Genomic DNA, 15,840 nt, shown 5'->3' with positions numbered 1-15,840 from the left:
CGGACGACATCGGAGGAGGAGCAGGTCCGGTAGAAGGGCCGCCATGAAGCCTCCTCGCATTGTCATCGTGGGCGGTGGTCCCGCCGGAATGGTCCTCGCGTATCAATTGGTCACGAACGGTGTTCCGGTCCGTGTCCTGGAGCGCCATCCGGATTTCGAACGCGAGTTCCGCGGCGAGCTCCTGCAGGCGCCGGTTGTCGAAGCACTGAAGCGCGCGGAGTTCTTCACCGCGCTGCTCGAGCGGGGGCAGGCCCTGCTGGACATCGAGCGGGTCATGTACGTGGGCGAGCGCCGCACGGTCCGCGTGCCCGGTCCCCGGGAGCTGGGGGCCGTGGTGTCGCAGCCCGGGATGCTCGCGCTGCTCCACGAGCAATGCCTGCGTCATCCCCACTACCGCATGGACTTCGGCACCACGGTGCTGGACGCCGTGCAGGAGGAGGGGCGCGTGGTCGCGCTGAGGACCCGCCGCGACGGCGTGGAGGAGCGCGTCGACGGAGACCTCTTCATCGTGTGCAACGGACGCAACAGCCACCTGCGCAAGTCCTGCGGCTTGGAGATCGAGCAGTTCGAGTCGACGGCCGACGCGCTCTGGCTGCGCTTCGATCTCGCTGATGCACCGGAGGCACTGCCCACGTCGCTCCAGGTGCACCTGTTCGGCAAGGGGCGGGTGGTTGTCTTCCAGCCCTCCACGCGGCACCGGCTGCACGTCGCCTTCAGCGAGCCGGGCGACCTCAACGGGCTGCGCAAGGACCTCCCGGAGCTGCGCCGGCGGCTGCTGCCCACGGTGCCGGAGAGGCTCCGGCCCCATGTGGAACGCAAGCTCGATGAGCACACGGAGTGGCAGGTGCTGCGGATCCTCGTGGACCGGGTGAAGCGGTGGCATGCCCCCGGGGTCCTCTTCCTGGGAGACGCGGCGCACACCATGTCGCCGTCGGGAGGGCAGGGGCTGAACCTGGCCATCAAGGACACGTTCGTGGCCGCCAACCACCTGCTGGATGCCATTCATGAAGGCCGGCCGCTGGACGCGGCGGTCTTCGAGAGAATCCAGAGTGAGCGCCAGCCCGAGGTGGACCGGGTGCAGGCGGGGCAGACGCGAGCGGGACAGATGGTGCTCAAGCCGCTCGGCGTGCTGCACCTGATGTTCACCGTCCTGGTCGCGGTGATGGCCGTCGCGGGCAAGAAGATGCAGGGCGCGGCCGGGCCCACCGCCGAGCCGCGCTACTTCACACCGCTCAACCGCGCAGGCGGTCCGCCAGGTCCTGCGCCAGTCCGCACATGGTCAGCGTGGGGTTCCACGAGCCCGAAGTGGGGAAGAGCGCGCCGCCCGTCACGTAGACGTTGTGGACGCCGTGTGGCCGGTAATCCAGGCCGACCACCGACGTCGCCGGGTCCTTGCCCATCCACAGCGGCGAGGCCTCGTGCACGATGATGTTCAGGCGGATCTTCTTCCGGTCCGGCCGCTCCGACTGCCAACGGCCGCCGTTGCCGCTCGCGTCGTCGACCCAGTACTCGACCTCCGGGTCCGAGCACCCGGCACGCCCGGCCATGACGTCGATGGACTGGTAGGTCGCCTCGTCGAGCACGTCCCACAGGTGGTGGTCCTGCACGCCGGGCTGGAGCTGGAGGGTGATGTTGGTGGCGGGGTCGGTGCCGCCGTTCATGCGGATCCAGTTGTCGGGATTCTTCTCGCTCACCTCTCCCAGGGTCGCGCAGACGAACACGACGTAATCCTCGGAGCCCTTCAGCTGCGCCATCGACGCGACGGCCGCCGCGTCCGGGGCCTCGTGGGCGATGGTGCTCTCGTCGGCCTCCGGGTTCGCGGAGGCGAAGGCGCTGGTCTGCACGTGATACTGCAAGCCATTGGGCGCCTTGCCATCCAGGTAGGTGGCGCCAATCTCCAGCGCGGCCAGGTCCTTGAACGCCGAGCGCTTCACGCGCGCCGTGATGTGAGACATGAAGTGGCCGGTGTAACGCTTGCCGATGTTCGGCAGGGCCTCCTTGAAGGAGTTCATCAGCAGCGTCGCGGGCGGGATGGTCCCCATCGCCAGCACGACCTTCGCCGAGCTCACCGCCAGCGGGCCGCGGGTGGTCTCCAGAGCGGTCACCGTTCCATGGCCGTCATGCACCAGGCGGTCCACGACGCAGTGGTCGACGATGGTCAGGGGCTGTCCCTGGCCCTGGGCCGCCAGCGCCTTCTGCGATTGCTGCAGGTCCAGCAGCGTGCCGACGGTGGAGTACTTGTAGAACTTCACGCCCTTCCAGGGCGTATGGCCCACGGCGATGGGGGCCGGGAACGCGCTCTCCGCCGAGGGCACGTAGCGCTTGAAGTTCTCCCGGAGGTTCACATCGATTTGATGCTGGAGGCTGCCGTAGACGCCGTCGTGGACCTTGTCCATCGTGGTGACGTGCAGGAACGCGCGGGCGCGATCCCAGAAGCCCGGCTGGAGCGTGACGTCGATCAGCTCCTGCGGCCAGTCGCGCATCAGGTCGGGAGTCGGGGCGGGGCACCAGGCGCTCCAGTAGGTGGATCGTCCGCCCAGCACGGGGATGTAGCCGGCCTGGAAGAACTCCAGCTCCGTGGTCGCCATCCGTGTCGTGCGCGTCCACGGGTACGTGGTGGGCGGTGAGCCGGTCGCGGCCTGGAAGGCGAGCGGGAGCATCTGGTAGTGCGTGGGCAACCAGAAGCCGCCCCGCTCCAGCACCATGATGCGCGCGTTCGGGTTGTGCTTCAGCGTCTGCTCGATGAAGGCCACCCCGGTGGGCCCGGTGCCAATCACGATGAAGTCATAGGCCGAGGCCTGGATGTCGCTCCAGTCGTTCGGCGTGGCGAAGAACGCCTGTCCGGCGATTTGATCCGCGCTGGCCTCCTGCGGACCGGGGACGGGATATCCGAGCGAGATGCCCTTCGGGATGTTGCGGGAGCCAGCGAAGAACTTCTTGTAGTTGGCGGCCATGGGACCTCGGCAAGCAATGGGGCTGGAGGTGCTTGCCTTTGGATTTGCAGGTGCCATGCCGCGACAGCCCGGGGGCGGGGACGCCCGCGCGAGCAGAGAAATGCGTCGCTTCAGGAAGCGCTGGCGTCTTTCAGGGACGCAGGAGGGCGGACACTTCCCCCAGGGCCACGGCCAGCTCCGCGCGGTCCGCGAGCGCCTGTTCCCGTTCCTTCTCCGTCCCCGCGTCCGGCTTCTTGAGCGCGGCATCCAGGACCTTCGCGGCGGCGGCGTCATCGCCCTTGAAGTCGCGCAGACGCCGGGCCGTCTTGAGGGCCTTGCCGAGGATGGAGGTGGGTGTGTTCCCGTCATCGCCATAACCGTCGGGTTCATCCCGGCGGATGAACATGAGCGAATTGCCGGAGGGGTCGGTGAGGGTGAAGCGCGACTGTCCCTTCCGCATGCGAGTCATGCGTGGAAGTCCCCGGACGGGAGTCCGCCCATAGGCCTTCCGCAGCGCGTCGAGGAAGCGCGCGTGCAGTTCCTCGACCTCGTCCACGATGACCAGACAGCTGCTGAAGGCCTTCAGCGGATCCAATCCCTTCAGGCCGAAGAAGTGGAGCTGCGCACCTCCCCGCTGTGTCGCCGCGTAGGGATTGGGTGCCCGTTGTTGGTACGTCACCTCGAACCCGAGCAGCGCGTAGAACTCGAGCGTCGACGCGAGCTCCACGCAGGGGATCAGGGGGATGCTGGTGTCACTTTTCATGGGAGCGCTCCGCTTCGGTCAGGTCCTCTTCGAGCCGCAGGCGCGCTTCGCGGACGCCCTCGACCGCCGCGGCGAGAAGCGCCGGGGGCAGGCTCGCGCCAAGCCGGTCCGCCCACGTGGCATGCGCCTGCTCGACCTTGCGCAAGGCTCGGCGACCGGCGGCCGTGAGGGCGACGCACTTCGCCCGCTGGTGGTGCGGGTTGTCGACGAACTCCACGAACCCGTCGCTCGCGAGCGCGTCCGCCGTCTGCTGCACGCTCTGCCGCGCGAGCCCCATCGTGCGCGCCACGGCCGCGACCGTGGCGGGGCCATGGTCGATGACGCCCAGCACCTGCCAGCGGGCGCTCGTCAGTCCCGCCGGAGCGCTCAGCCGGTCTCCAGCCTGGAGCAGCAACCCATTCAACTGGAACACCTCCAGGACCAGGGCACTGAAGGTCTCTGCTTTTGGGGTCAACGGTGGCATTGGCAGGAACCTGTCAATTTGACAGGTCCATGTCAACTCTCCGGGTCGCTTGTCGTGCAAGGGGCCATGGGCGACGCTCCCCGCGTCTCCTTCCCCCAGAGGCTCCATGAAGGCACTGCGAACCCCGAGCGTCCTCGCCGCGTTGCTGCTGCTGTCCCCTGGCTGCACCACGTCCCGCTCCACGACCCGGGACGACGTGCAGGCCGCCGCGCCCTCGGAGTCCTCCGCACAGGTGGCGCTGCGCGGCTTCGTGGACGGGTACTTCGAGGAGCACTTCCGCCGCTCGCCCATGTCCGCCACCTCCGCGGGCGTGCACACGTATGACGGAGATCTGCGCGGCTTCCGGCCCGAGGATCGCGCGTCGCATCTGGCATTCCTCAAGGACCGGCTGGCGGCGCTGCCCAAGGCAGTGGACCGCGCCGCGCTGCCGCCCGGTGACCGGGCCGATTACGACATCCTGGAGAATCACCTCCGCGCGCGCATCCTGGACCTGGAGACGGTGCGCTCGTGGGAGCGCAACCCGAACGCCTACCTGGGCTTCGCGTCCAACGCCGTGTACCAGCTCATCAACCGCGACTTCGCGCCGCTGGAGGAGCGGATGCGCTCGGCGGTGAAGCGCATGGCGGTGGTGCCGGAGGTCTTCGCGGCGGCCCCGGCGAACTTGAAGAACCCGCCGAAGCTGTGGACGGAGATTGCCCTGGAGCAGGCGAAGGGCACGCGCTCGCTCTACGCGCAGACGCTGCCGCAGGCCTTCGCGCCGGTGCAGGACGCCGCGCTCCAGGACGACTTCAAGCGCGCGCAGGCGCGGTGCCTGGAGGCCATCGATGGCTACATCCGCTTCCTGCAGGACGACCTGCTGGCCCGCTCGAACGGGGACTTCGCCATCGGTGAGGCGACGTATCGCCAGAAGCTCCAGTACGAGGAAGGCGTCACGGACAGCATCGACTCGCTGCTGGCCTGGGGGCGCGCGGAGATGAAGCGCACGCAGGAGCAGTTCAGTGCGGTGGCCGCGCGGATTGCCCCGGGCAAGGCGCCCATGGACGTGTACCGCGAGCTGGGCAAGGAGCACCCGGCGGGCGCGGAGCTGGTGTCCACCACCACGGCGACGCTGGAGGACATCCGCCAGTTCCTCATCGACCACCGCATCATCACCGTGCCCAGTGAGGTTCGCGCGAAGGTGGCGGAGACGCCGGTGTTCAGCCGCGCGCTGTCCTTCGCGAGCATGAGCACGCCCGGCCCGTTCGAGATGAAGGCGACGGAGGCGTACTACTACGTGACGCCGCCGGACCCGGCGTGGAGCGCGGAGCAGGCCGAGCAGCACATGAGCTTCTACAACCGCTACGCGCTGCCGCTGGTCTCCATCCACGAGGCGTACCCGGGGCACTACGTGCAGTTCCTGTGGACGAACCGCATCCAGTCCAAGGTGCGCCGGCTGCTGGGTTCAGGCTCCTTCAGCGAAGGCTGGGGCCTGTACACGGAGCAGATGATGCTGGACGAGGGCTACGGCGGCACGGGTCCGCAGGCGGACCGGCTGCGCCTGAACCAGCTGGCGCTCTATCTCCAGCGGCTGGCGCGCTACGTGGCGGGCCTGTCCCTGCACACGCGCGGGATGACGTACGACCAGGCCGTGAGCCTCTTCGAGAAGGAGGCGTACATGACGCGCATCAACGCGGAGCGCGAGGCGCGCCGTGGCACGTCCGACCCGACGTACCTGGTGTACGCGTTGGGCAAGAAGATGCTGATGGAACTGCGTGAGGAGGCGAAGGTGAAGTGGGGGAGGGACTTCACCCTCCAGCGCTTCCACGACGCCGTGGTCTCCCATGGCTACCCGCCGGTGCCCATCGTGCGGCAGCTGTTGCTTGGCGAGGACGCGGCGCCTTCCGCGTCCCCTTGAGCGCTGCCCCAACGCGCCCGCTTCAATGACGAAGCGGGCGCGGGGGCCGACGGCTACTTCTCCTGCGTGATCTTGTTGTCCACGCCGGTGCGGCTGATCTTCGGCTTCGACTTGCCGTGACCGCGCTTCCAGGTGACGGAGTTGGAGGTCCCCGTCACGGAGATGGCACCGGTGGCCTCCACCTTCACCTTGTTGTCGGTGCCGTTCACCTCGACGCTCTTGCAGTCGCCGGTCAGCGTCACGGTGTTGGAGTTGCCGGTGATCTCCACCGTGCTGCCCGGCGTACATGCGTGGGTCGCTGTCTCGTCATTGCCGGTGATGTCGATATTGCCCGAGCCCTCCTGTGCGACGGCCGTCATCGGGCCGAAGGCACATGCCACCATCATGAACACCGCCGCGCCGAGCTTCCTGTTCATCCGTTTGTCCCCCGAGGAGAGGTGCGGGCCTGATGCCGCACGCCTCCCATCTACGTGACGGTCGAAGGAAGATTCAACACGTCAGGGCGCGCAGCCTGGATCGGCTGGGCTCCAGGTGTACTGGGAGTCCAGCGTCAGCTTCTGCTCCACCACGGGGCCGCTCATTCCGCGCGCGGTGAGGCGGAAGGTCTGCTCCGGCGCCGTGCCTGAGACCTCGGCGCGGTAGATGAAGTGACAGCCCGCGATCCACGTGTCATCGGGCACCGGAACTCGGGAGCCATCGAGGCAGGGCTCCGGAAGGAAGCCCACCACGGCGGCGCTCTCCGAAAAGCGGTCCTTCTCCCCGAAGTACGCCTTCTCGGCCGTGAAGAGCGCCTTCAGGTTGCTGGCGCCCTCGCACAGCGGGGCTGGCAGGGGCGTCCCCTCCGGCCTGCGCACGCCATGGCACTCCTCGAGGACGAGCTCCGAGGGCCACACGCGCACGAGCTTCCTGTCCGCGTACCCATGCGTCAGGGTGTACGTGAACCCTTCGGCGAGTCCGCCCACGCCCACCGCGCGCACGCTGAAGGTGCTGTCGTCGGGCGTCGAGCCAGCCACCGAGACCGCATAGCGGAAGTGGCAACCCGCGAGCCAGGTGGCGTCCGGCGCGGGCACGCGGCTGCCATCCGCGCACGCCGCCGGGGTGGGGAGTCGTGTGACGTCCGGGGTCCAGGCGTCCTTCTCCCCGAAGAACTCCTTCTGGCCCGCCAACAGCCCACTGAGGCCCAGGAGCGCCTCGCACCGCAGCCGCTCGCGCAGCTCCTGCTCGGTGGTGCTCCGCGAAGGCGTGGCCGGCGCGGGCGTGCTGGCCTTGACCGGCGCAGGCTCGGACCGCGTGGGCGCGGGTGGCTTCTCCTGACGCTCACAACCGCCCAGCACGACAAGCGTCGAGACGAGACGGGGGAACCGGAATGAGAGGCTTCGCACGCAGGACTCCTGGGGGTTGCATCTCCAGGCATCCATCATGTCGTTTTTCGCGCTCACATTGCCATGCCAGTCTCAAAGAGCCCTTCCTCCGCGGGAGGGTCCCCGCGCGCCTTGTCCTCGCGGCTGGGCGTCCTCCGCGCGCTCTTCAGGCCCTCCTTCACTTTCAGGGGAGAGGTGAGCCAGATGAGGCGCGTCCCCGCCGGGTACCACTTCTTCTGGGCCGACGTCCGGATTGCGTAGGGGCCGGATTCCGAGCCGTGGGAGATGAGCAGGGGATCCGCGCCGCCCTGGATGACCAATGACACATGCTTTCCCTGCCAGAGGCAGAGGTCCCCTGGCTGGACCTGGGACAACGGAATGTGAAGCATGTGGGCTTCGAGCGTGCCTGTGTACCCCGCTCCGCTGTAACGGTTGCCATTGGGGTCGGGAGCGCCCGCCCACCTGTAGCAAAGCGTCACGAAGCCCGAGCAGTCGATGTCGAGCGGCAGCTTGTGGCGCAGCCGGATGCCGTCGATCGGGCGTATCTGCGCGTAGTGGATCCGGTCCTGGTTGGCGGCCCCCCACAGTCCCTCCGCGACGATCTTCTCGCGGAGCCCTGCTGGCGCCGGGGTGGGGGGCGTCTCCGCGCCACCCAGGGTCGCACCCAATGCCTTGAACGCCGCGCGCGTCTCCGGGCCATAGACGCCAATGGCATCCACGCCGTGCGCCTTCTGGAACTTCTTGAGCGAGCCTTCCGTCTGGGCACCGAATGTGCCAGGGCCCGTGTTCATCTGCGCCTGGGTCATGTGGCCCAGCTTCACCAGCGCGGTCTGGAGTTGTCTCACCCCCGTGCCACTCGAGCCGCGCTTCAGGTCCACCGCGGGCAGCGTGTAGCCCTTCAACGGGAGGCTCGCCCCCTTCGCTCGGCTATAGCCGGCAGGGGCCTTCCGCTGGCGGGCCTTGCCTGGCCGTGCCCGGGATGTCTGTGCTTTCCTCCGCATGCGGCCTCCTGCCGGCAACATGCGAATCGGCTCGGGGAGGCGCCAGAAACGGGAGCCTCCTTCCAAGGTGCGCCTTGCTTCCTAGCGCGCTCGCTGCAGATGGACCATCGCCTCGTCCAGCAGCGCGGCCACGCCCCGGCGCACCACGTGCACCACCTTGCGGTGGTGCGAGGACGCCAGGTGCGTGTAGTGGGTGGACACCTTGTGGTGCAGCTCCGTGGCGCCCCACACCAGCACCAGGTCCGCCCACTCCAGGTCGCTCTTCGCGCGGTCCGCCGTGCGGCGCTCCGTGCCGTCCACCATGCGCAGGGAGATGGGGCCGCTCAGCTTCGCCTCCAACTCCTCACGCACCGCGGGCGAGCCACCCACCACCACCACGCGCTGCACGCCGCGCTGATGGCACATCTCCAGGAACGCCACCTCCGCGCGCCGGTTGGCGGAACCGCCGCACCGGGCGCAGTGGCTTCGGGGCTCGACACGCAAAGGCTCCCGGCCGCTCGCTGACGCCACCTGGATGCAGCCGGGATCCGCGCAAACCTGGAAGAAGCGCTCGGACAGCACCTCGGCCGCTCGCAGGAGCTTGGGCTCGCTCATCCGCGCCTTGCCCGGCCGCGTGAGGCCTGCCTCCTCCAACACGCCCCTCGCCCGCGCACGCGCGTCCATCAGCGTGACGCCCCGCTCCGCCAACCACCCGTCGATGTCCTTGTCCGCGCTCATCGCTTCGCCATCGGAGCAGGAGTAGCGGCGAACAGCTCGGATTGCATCGGGACGGGCCCGGAGGGCTGCGCCAGTCCGAGCGCCTCGCGCACCGGACCGAAGCTCCGGCGGTGGATGGGCAGCACGCCCAGGGCCTGGATGGCCTGTACATGCTGCGCGGTGGGGTAGCCCTTGTGCGCCGCCAGGCCGTAGCCGGGATATTGCGCGTCCAACTGGGCCATCAGCCGGTCGCGAGTCGTCTTCGCCAGCACGGACGCCGCCGCGATGCTCAACGACAGCGAGTCGCCCTTGATGATGCCGCGCTGCGGAGCCGGGCACTGGGGAATCGTGCGCGCGTCCACCAGCACGTAGTCAGGTGTCAGCCCCAACCCCTCCACCGCGCGCCGCATGGCCAGCAGACCCGCGTGGTAGATGTTGAGTTGATCAATCTCCTCCACCTCCGCCCGGCCCACTGCCCACGCCACCACGTCGCGCTTGAGGGCTTCCGCCAATGCCTCGCGCTTGTCCGGGTCCAGGATCTTCTTCGAGTCGTCCAGCCCCTTGAGCTTGTAACCCCGGGGCAGGATGGCCGCCGCCGCGACGACGGGGCCCGCGAGTGGCGCCATGCCCGCCTCGTCCACGCCCGCGACCTTCAACAGGCCCTGCTCCCACAGTTCCGTCTCGAACTTCAGCAGGTGCCGCAGCCGCTGACCCTCCGCCCGGTTCTTCTCCTGACGCGAGCGCAGCTTGCGCGCGAGCGTCTGTGCACCCTGACGGGGGTCTGCTTCCAGCGCCTCCAGCAGACCCTGGGGGACGGGCTGCGCCTGGGTGACGAACCGCCCGGTCAGCTCGGTGACCGAGCATTCGAGCAGCGCCTGCACACTCTCTGCGGACATGGGGGACCTTCGGGATTGCCTACCCGGCGGGTAGCGCGGTTGCACGGCTTACTGGAGTGGGGAGACACCAGTGCCGCGACAACACGCCTGCTCGCACGCCGTCAGGCCAGACGGGCGTGCGGCGAGGCTGGAGGAGAGCCGGACCGACGCATTCGCGCGCATGCGGGTTTGACGCATGGCGTAAGTGGTACCGCGCACAGGTGGGTGTGCACAACCACCCCACGGCCTGAGGCGGCGGATTTTCCGCGCCCGCCGGCCCTCACTGGCGGGTCTTCCGGCTCAATCCTGGAGCTTGAGCGTCACCGTGTCGGGAACAGGCGTGCAGTGGCATTCGTCACAGGTCCACTCCACGCGCTCCGCGTGCGTCACGTGCGAGCCCGCCGTGGCCACCACTCGGATGGGGCTGGGCGCGAGCGTTTCGTTGATGGCCGTGGTGACGCCCCGGTCATCCGTCACGCCGGTGATGCTGATGTTGCTCTCCAGGTTGGTGGCCGTCACGGACGCGCCCTGGATGTACGCGCCGTCCGACGACATCACCTCCACGCGCAGCGACCGCGGCTCCGCGCAGGTGTCCTCGTGCCGGTTCGCGCTGGGGGCATCATCACAGCCCGTCATCAGCACGCCCACGAGCAGCCCCAACCCGCCATACGTCTTCAAACGCTTTCCCATCCCCACGCCCCCAACCCGTCCCATGCATGGAATCTGGTACCGGGGGGCGGGTGCTGCAATGCGTATGTCAGGCGGCGGGCGGCAGCCGCGCATGGGAAAAACGTGCGGCCTCCGTGTCCGGATAACGATGCACGATGTAGCGGTAGATCTCCTCCGCGCGCACCGTGTTTCCCAACTTCTCCCCCTGCACGCGCGCCAGCAGCACCAGCGCGCGGGGCGCGGTGGGTTCATCCGGCGCCGTGTCCGCCGCTGCTTCCAACGCTTTGACCGACAGTGGGAAATCTCCTTCCACTGCCGCGGCCTGTCCGATGAACAGATGGTGTGACGGCAAAAGCTTCAGGCGGGGCAGAACGTGGAGCGCGCCATACAGCGCCAGCGCCTTCGCCACGTCGCGCGCCTCCACCGCCGCGCCCAGCTCGGCCACCTTCGCTTCGACTCCGGCGTCGGCGGGGCCCGGGGCTTCGAGCACCGGGGACTCGAGAAGGGACACGGGCACGCGCTGGGGCGCGGTGTCACCCAGCGTGGGCTCCAGCAGGTCGCGCGCGGGCAGATAGCCCAGCGCGTCCCCGTGCACGTACAGCACGAGCCCCAGCAGGCTCGCGGCGGCGAAGGGCGCCAGGCACGTGAGCGCCTCCGCGAGCCACGTGGAGACGAAGGGCACGGGCAGGTAGAACACCCAGGCCGCGCCCCAGTGCATCACGGCGTGGGCGCACGCCAGCAGCACGAACACGCCCGTCATCAGCCCCGCGTCGGGCCCCACCGCCCGCAGGCATCCGAGCGTGCGCAAGGGATTCAAGGCGGTGAACACCGACTGCGAGGTGGCGGCCAGCAGCAGCGCCCACGGCAGCCACAGGAGTCCCAGGCCGGCGAGCCCCCAGAAGAAGGGGTCCTCCCACACCACGGGCTGCCCCAGGGCCTGCAGCGGGAGCATGATCCGCCCGACGGACTCGTACCCGGACACGGAGGGCAGCAGGTGCCAGGCACGCGCGAGCGCGGGCACGAAGACGCCCACGGTGACGCCCAGGCCGCGCAGGCCCGGCACGATGTTGTCCTGGACGATGCTGGTGAAGCCGGGGCCCTCGGGATCCGCGTCGCCCCGGGCCGCGCCGCGCACGAGCGCGAAGAAGGCGGACCAGAAGACACCCAGCCCGAGCGCCATGGGCAGCACCACGAGGATGCGCACGCCCATCCCGAGCATGCGCAGCACCGCCAGCATCAGGCTGACGGCCAGGAGCGTCTGCAGGCCCGGAACAGTGAAGGGAAAGCGCAGGGCGCCGGTCAGGCGGGTCCGGAGGGCCCGCTGCGAGCGGTGGCGCAGGAGCACGTTCGCCGTGCCCTCGCACCGGACGCAGACGGTGTACTCCACCGTGCCCGTGCGCCGGGTCTCCACGCACGCGGGGCACAGCAATGCCTCGCAGTGCTCGCAACGCCAGCCAGCGGCGGCGTCCGGGTGTCTCGCGCAGGGGGAAGGGGCAGGGAGGGAAGGGGCCATGCGGCCCGAAAGCCTACGCTGGGCCGGGAGTCTCGTCCCAGGGGGACCCCAACCACGCCTGGAACGCGGCCTTCTGCGCGTCCGTGGGGCGCTCCACGCGTTGCAGCCACGCGGCGTCCGCGGGCTTCTGGCCCAGGACGACGGGCACCTCCAGCAGGCGGTCGCGGCGGAACAGCGTCACCCTCACGGTGTCGCCGGGGCGCTTGTCCTCGCAGCGGGCGATGAGCCCCGCGCCGTCCACGCGCCAGCCGTCCAGCGCCACCACGTCGTCTTCCGGATACAGGCCCGCGTCCAGCGCGGGCGTGCCCTCCGGTACGGTGGACAGCGTCGAGGAGCCGCGCAAGGTGACGCCCAGCCAGCCCTTGGGCTTGGGCTCGCCCTTGAGGCGCGGCGGCGTGCCGCCCTTGTCGTTGGGGGCCTCCCGCACGCGGAAGGACACCTCCAGCCCCACGTGCGCGAAGACGCCGTAGTCCAGGTCCTCCGTGGAGCGCACCGTCCGGTCGAAGAAGGGCGTCAGGTCCACGCCCGCCACCTCGCTCGCGGCCTGCTCCACGCCGTCCTCGGGGACGCCGGAGCCGTCGCCATGGCGTTGCCACAGCAACCGCATGACGTCATCCAGGCACTTCGCGTCGCTGGTGGCGCGGCGCAGCTCCAGGTCCAGCATCGCGCACACCACCTCTCCCTTCAGGTAGTAGGAGATGGCGCTGTTGGTGGAGTGCTCGTCCGGGCGGTAGTGCTTCACCCAGCTGACGAGCGACGCCTCCGTGAGCGACTGCACGCGGCGGCCCGGAGTGGAGTGCAGCAGGGAAAAGGTCTCCCCCAGCCGGGCCAGGTAGCGCGTGGGGGACATCAGGCCCGCGCGGCGCACGAAGAGGTTGTCGTAGTAGGCGGTGCCGCCCTCGAAGGCCCACAGCAGCGTGGTGTAGTTCTCCTGCGAGTAGTCGAACGGCACCAGCGCGCGAGGCTTCACCCGCTTGATGTTCCACAGGTGGAAGTACTCGTGCGCCACCAGCGTGAGGAAGTCCTCCCAGCCCCGGAGCGAGGACAGGCCCGTGCGAGGGAAGAGCAGCGCGGTGGAGGCCTGGTGCTCCAGCCCGCCGCGGCCCTTGTCGGTGAGGTAGACGAGGAACAGGTAGCGCTTGAGCGGCAGGCCTTCGTACATGCGCGCCTGGGCCTCGCAGATGCGCTGCATGTCCGCGCACAGCCGGTCCGCGTCCGGCACGCTGTCGCCCCACACCACCACTTCGTGCGGCACGCCCGCGGCGGTGAAGGTGAGCGGCGTGTGCGGGCCCACCTCGAAGGGGCTGTCCACGAGCGCGTCGTAGTCCGGCGCGTGGAAGGTGGCCCCTTCCGAGTCCAGCGCGCAGAACGTGCGCCAGCCCTCCGGCGCGTCCACGGTGACGTGGTGGGGCAGGGTGCGCGTGGCTTCCGTGTAGAGGAAGACGGTGGCGCCGTTGAAGTAGGCGTGGCTGCCGTCCAGGTGGCTGGTGCGCACGGACAGCTCGTTCGCGTAGACGCGGTAGCGCAGGGTGACGGCCTGCCCTCGCGCGTCCACGCGCCACGTGCGCTTGTCCACGCGGCGCACCGGCAGGGGCTGGCCGTCCGGGCCCTGCGCGGTGACGTCCTGCACCTGGCGGGCGTACTCGCGCACCAGGTAGCTGCCCGGCGTCCACACCGGCATCACCGCGTCGAGGAAGTCCGTCCCGGCGGGGAAGCTCGCCTCCACTTCGAACAGGTGCGCATGCGGGCGGGGCATGGCGACGCGGTAGTGGACGGCGAGCGACATGGACGGAGGGCCTTTCTTCCTGGGGGACGGCGGGGTTACTTCGCCTTGACGAGCACGGCGCCGAAGAAGCCGTCGGTGCCGTGGGTGTGCGGGGCCAGCCGCAAGAAGGGGCCGGGCCCCAGCTTCGCGCCCAGCTCCGCGCCCAGCACCTCCGCCACGGGGCGCACGCTGAAGTCGGGGTGCTTGGACAGGAAGTCCTCCACCACGTTCTCGTTCTCCTCACGCAGCACGCTGCACGTGCCGTAGATGAGCCGGCCGCCGGGCTTCACCAGCATGGCGAAGCGCGCGAGCAGGGCCTTCTGCCGGCCCACGTGCATCTCCAGGTCTTCCGGAGTGAGGCGGTAGCGGGCGTCCGGCTTGCGGCGGAAGGTGCCGGAGCCGCTGCACGGCGCGTCCACCAGCACTCGGTCCGCCAGGCCCTTCAGCGGCGTGAGCGCGGCGTCCGCGTCCGGGCCCTCGTGGGGGATGAGCTGCGTGCGCACGTTGTGCACGCCGGCGCGGCGCGCGCGCTTGCGCAGGTCCTCCATGCGGCCTTCATCCACGTCCAGCGCGTGCAGGTCGCCGCGGTTCTTCATCTGCGCGGCCAGCTGCAACGTCTTACCGCCCGCGCCCGCGCACGCGTCCACCACGCGGGTGGGCGGCGCGTCCACGAGCATGCCCAACAGCTGGCTGCCCTCGTCCTGGATCTCGAACCCCCCGTCCTTGAAGTCCTGGAGGGAGAAGAGGTTGAGCCGCGTCTCCATCACCAGGCCGAAGGGGGACAGCGCGGTGGGCCTGGTGGACTCCACGTCCTCCGCGGCCAGGCGCTCCTGGAGCTGGGCGCGGTCGCCCTTGAGCGTGTTGGCGCGGACGATGAGCGGGGCGCGCTCGTTCATGGCCTCGGCGGCGCGCGCGGCGTCCTTGCCGAAGACGGCCTTGAAGCGGTCCGCGAGGAAGTCCGGCAGCGACGCGGCGATGGGGAAGCGCTTCGCTTCCGGCAGGGCGTCCAGGTCCGCGGCGGCGTCCGGCAGGCGGTCGAGCACGGACACGTCCGGGCCGGTGAGCCCGCTGGAGCGCGCGACGTAGGTAGGGTCCTCGCCGTGGAGGATGCGGGACGCGGCGAGCCGCATGACGTCCTGCCGCGTGGCGTCCAGGGCGTCGAACTTCTTGTGCGACTTCTCCAGGAGGAAGTCCACGGTGCGCTGGCGGCGCAGCAGCGCGTAGACGCGCTCGGCCACGGCGCGGCGCTCGGTGGAGTACAGGGTCGTCTTGCGGCGCAGCACGAACTCCAGGGCGCGGTCGGACAGGCGGCCCTCGCGGCGCACGCCGCCGTAGGCCTCCAGACACGCCTGGAGGACCAGGTCCTCGCGCAGGGGGCGGTTGGGGTTGGGGCGCGCGCGTTCATGCTGGGCGCGGCTCATCTTCGGTTTGTCGGCGCGTCCACCGGCGTCCTTGCGCTTCTTCGGCGCGCCAGGGCGGGACGTGCGGGGCCCGCCGGACTTGGGGGGGCCGCCGCGGGAAGGTCCAGGCTTACGAGTCGTGGCCATGTCGCATGGGGCCTTTGCATCCCCGGGTGACGTTGACAAGCAGGGAACGCAAAAGACGCCCCCGGAAGGCCCTGGATGGGCTGGCCGGAGGCGTCTGGGAGCCGCTGGGGGGCTGGGGCTTCGGACCTCCGTTGGGTCCGCCCCTCCCCGGCGGGGTCCGAAAACCTGTCCGACAGTCGGACAGGTTCGCGCGGTCCGCCTCCGGGGGCTCAGCGGTTCCGGCGCCGGCGGCGCACCAGCCCGGCCACGAGGGCCGCGGCGGCGGGAATCAGGGCGGCGGACGGGCCGGCGGCGCAGCCACCGCCCCCGTTCGAGTCATCCCCCGGCGTGACGCCCGGCGTCGTGGGCGTGCCCGGAATC

14 protein-coding genes and 1 pseudogene are annotated in these 15,840 nt (G+C 69.8%); 2 read left to right on the top strand and 13 right to left on the bottom strand.

Features of this window, described 5'->3' with window-relative positions; all coding sequences use genetic code 11:
- Positions 1 to 43: 43 nt before the first annotated feature.
- Positions 44 to 1,003: pseudogene (locus tag D7Y15_RS20085) on the top strand (FAD-dependent monooxygenase); the annotation flags it as partial.
- A gap of 229 nt (positions 1,004 to 1,232) precedes the next feature.
- On the opposite strand, the gene D7Y15_RS20080 reads toward D7Y15_RS20085, so the two are convergent.
- From D7Y15_RS20080 to D7Y15_RS20070, 3 genes are all read right to left on the bottom strand, one after another.
- Positions 1,233 to 2,954, bottom strand: a complete 1,722-nt coding sequence (locus D7Y15_RS20080; RefSeq protein ID WP_120576649.1) for a GMC oxidoreductase — start codon at positions 2,952 to 2,954, stop codon at positions 1,233 to 1,235.
- Positions 2,955 to 3,084: 130 nt separating this feature from the next.
- Positions 3,085 to 3,696, bottom strand: a complete 612-nt coding sequence (locus tag D7Y15_RS20075; protein WP_148712819.1) for a VOC family protein — start codon at positions 3,694 to 3,696, stop codon at positions 3,085 to 3,087.
- Positions 3,686 to 4,159 (bottom strand): MarR family winged helix-turn-helix transcriptional regulator, encoded by a 474-nt coding sequence (locus tag D7Y15_RS20070; protein ID WP_120576651.1) that lies wholly within the window; start codon positions 4,157 to 4,159, stop codon positions 3,686 to 3,688. The genes D7Y15_RS20075 and D7Y15_RS20070 overlap by 11 nt, the downstream gene beginning before the upstream one ends.
- A 106-nt stretch (positions 4,160 to 4,265) precedes the next feature.
- Here D7Y15_RS20070 and D7Y15_RS20065 point away from each other — a divergent pair, with 106 nt between their 5' ends.
- Positions 4,266 to 6,053: a DUF885 domain-containing protein gene (locus tag D7Y15_RS20065; protein WP_121753613.1), complete on the top strand. Its 1,788-nt coding sequence runs from the start codon at positions 4,266 to 4,268 to the stop codon at positions 6,051 to 6,053.
- A 53-nt stretch (positions 6,054 to 6,106) separates the two neighbouring features.
- On the opposite strand, the gene D7Y15_RS20060 is transcribed toward D7Y15_RS20065, so the two are convergent.
- From D7Y15_RS20060 to D7Y15_RS46775, 10 genes are all read right to left on the bottom strand, one after another.
- Positions 6,107 to 6,469, bottom strand: a complete 363-nt coding sequence (locus D7Y15_RS20060; protein ID WP_120576653.1) for a DUF3060 domain-containing protein — start codon at positions 6,467 to 6,469, stop codon at positions 6,107 to 6,109.
- Positions 6,470 to 6,550: 81 nt separating this feature from the next.
- Positions 6,551 to 7,435, bottom strand: coding sequence for a hypothetical protein (locus tag D7Y15_RS20055; protein WP_126935477.1), 885 nt, complete (start codon positions 7,433 to 7,435; stop codon positions 6,551 to 6,553).
- Positions 7,436 to 7,488: 53 nt separating this feature from the next.
- The gene (locus tag D7Y15_RS44725) at positions 7,489 to 8,316 is read right to left on the bottom strand and encodes a peptidoglycan-binding protein (protein ID WP_233605031.1); all 828 of its coding nucleotides are present in this window, start codon (positions 8,314 to 8,316) and stop codon (positions 7,489 to 7,491) included.
- Between the two features lie 180 nt (positions 8,317 to 8,496).
- Positions 8,497 to 9,132, bottom strand: a complete 636-nt coding sequence (locus tag D7Y15_RS20045) for a hypothetical protein (protein WP_121753611.1) — start codon at positions 9,130 to 9,132, stop codon at positions 8,497 to 8,499.
- Complete coding sequence (locus D7Y15_RS20040; protein ID WP_120576658.1) at positions 9,129 to 10,007, bottom strand: ribonuclease HII; 879 nt, start codon at positions 10,005 to 10,007, stop codon at positions 9,129 to 9,131. Before D7Y15_RS20040 ends, D7Y15_RS20045 begins: the two co-directional genes overlap by 4 nt.
- Positions 10,008 to 10,286: 279 nt before the next feature.
- Positions 10,287 to 10,676 carry a carboxypeptidase-like regulatory domain-containing protein gene (locus tag D7Y15_RS20035; protein ID WP_167548359.1) on the bottom strand — a complete coding sequence of 130 codons (390 nt, stop codon included), beginning with the start codon at positions 10,674 to 10,676 and terminating at the stop codon, positions 10,287 to 10,289.
- Positions 10,677 to 10,743: 67 nt separating this feature from the next.
- Positions 10,744 to 12,168, bottom strand: a complete 1,425-nt coding sequence (locus tag D7Y15_RS20030) for a tetratricopeptide repeat protein (protein WP_148712818.1) — start codon at positions 12,166 to 12,168, stop codon at positions 10,744 to 10,746.
- Positions 12,169 to 12,181: 13 nt separating this feature from the next.
- Positions 12,182 to 13,954 (bottom strand): M61 family metallopeptidase, encoded by a 1,773-nt coding sequence (locus D7Y15_RS20025; protein ID WP_121753608.1) that lies wholly within the window; start codon positions 13,952 to 13,954, stop codon positions 12,182 to 12,184.
- A 35-nt stretch (positions 13,955 to 13,989) separates the two neighbouring features.
- Positions 13,990 to 15,480, bottom strand: a complete 1,491-nt coding sequence (locus D7Y15_RS20020) for an RsmB/NOP family class I SAM-dependent RNA methyltransferase (RefSeq protein WP_121753607.1) — start codon at positions 15,478 to 15,480, stop codon at positions 13,990 to 13,992.
- 209 nt (positions 15,481 to 15,689) lie between these two features.
- Positions 15,690 to 15,839, bottom strand: coding sequence for an MYXO-CTERM sorting domain-containing protein (locus D7Y15_RS46775; RefSeq protein WP_368667389.1), 150 nt, complete (start codon positions 15,837 to 15,839; stop codon positions 15,690 to 15,692).
- Between the last annotated feature and the right edge of the window lies 1 nt (position 15,840).

It is taken from the genome of Corallococcus sp. AB030, from assembly GCF_003668965.1.
Taxonomy (GTDB): Bacteria; Myxococcota; Myxococcia; order Myxococcales; family Myxococcaceae; genus Corallococcus; species Corallococcus exiguus.
Note: the sequence above shows the minus strand (reverse complement) of the source record. Positions and strands in the feature narration are given on the sequence as shown.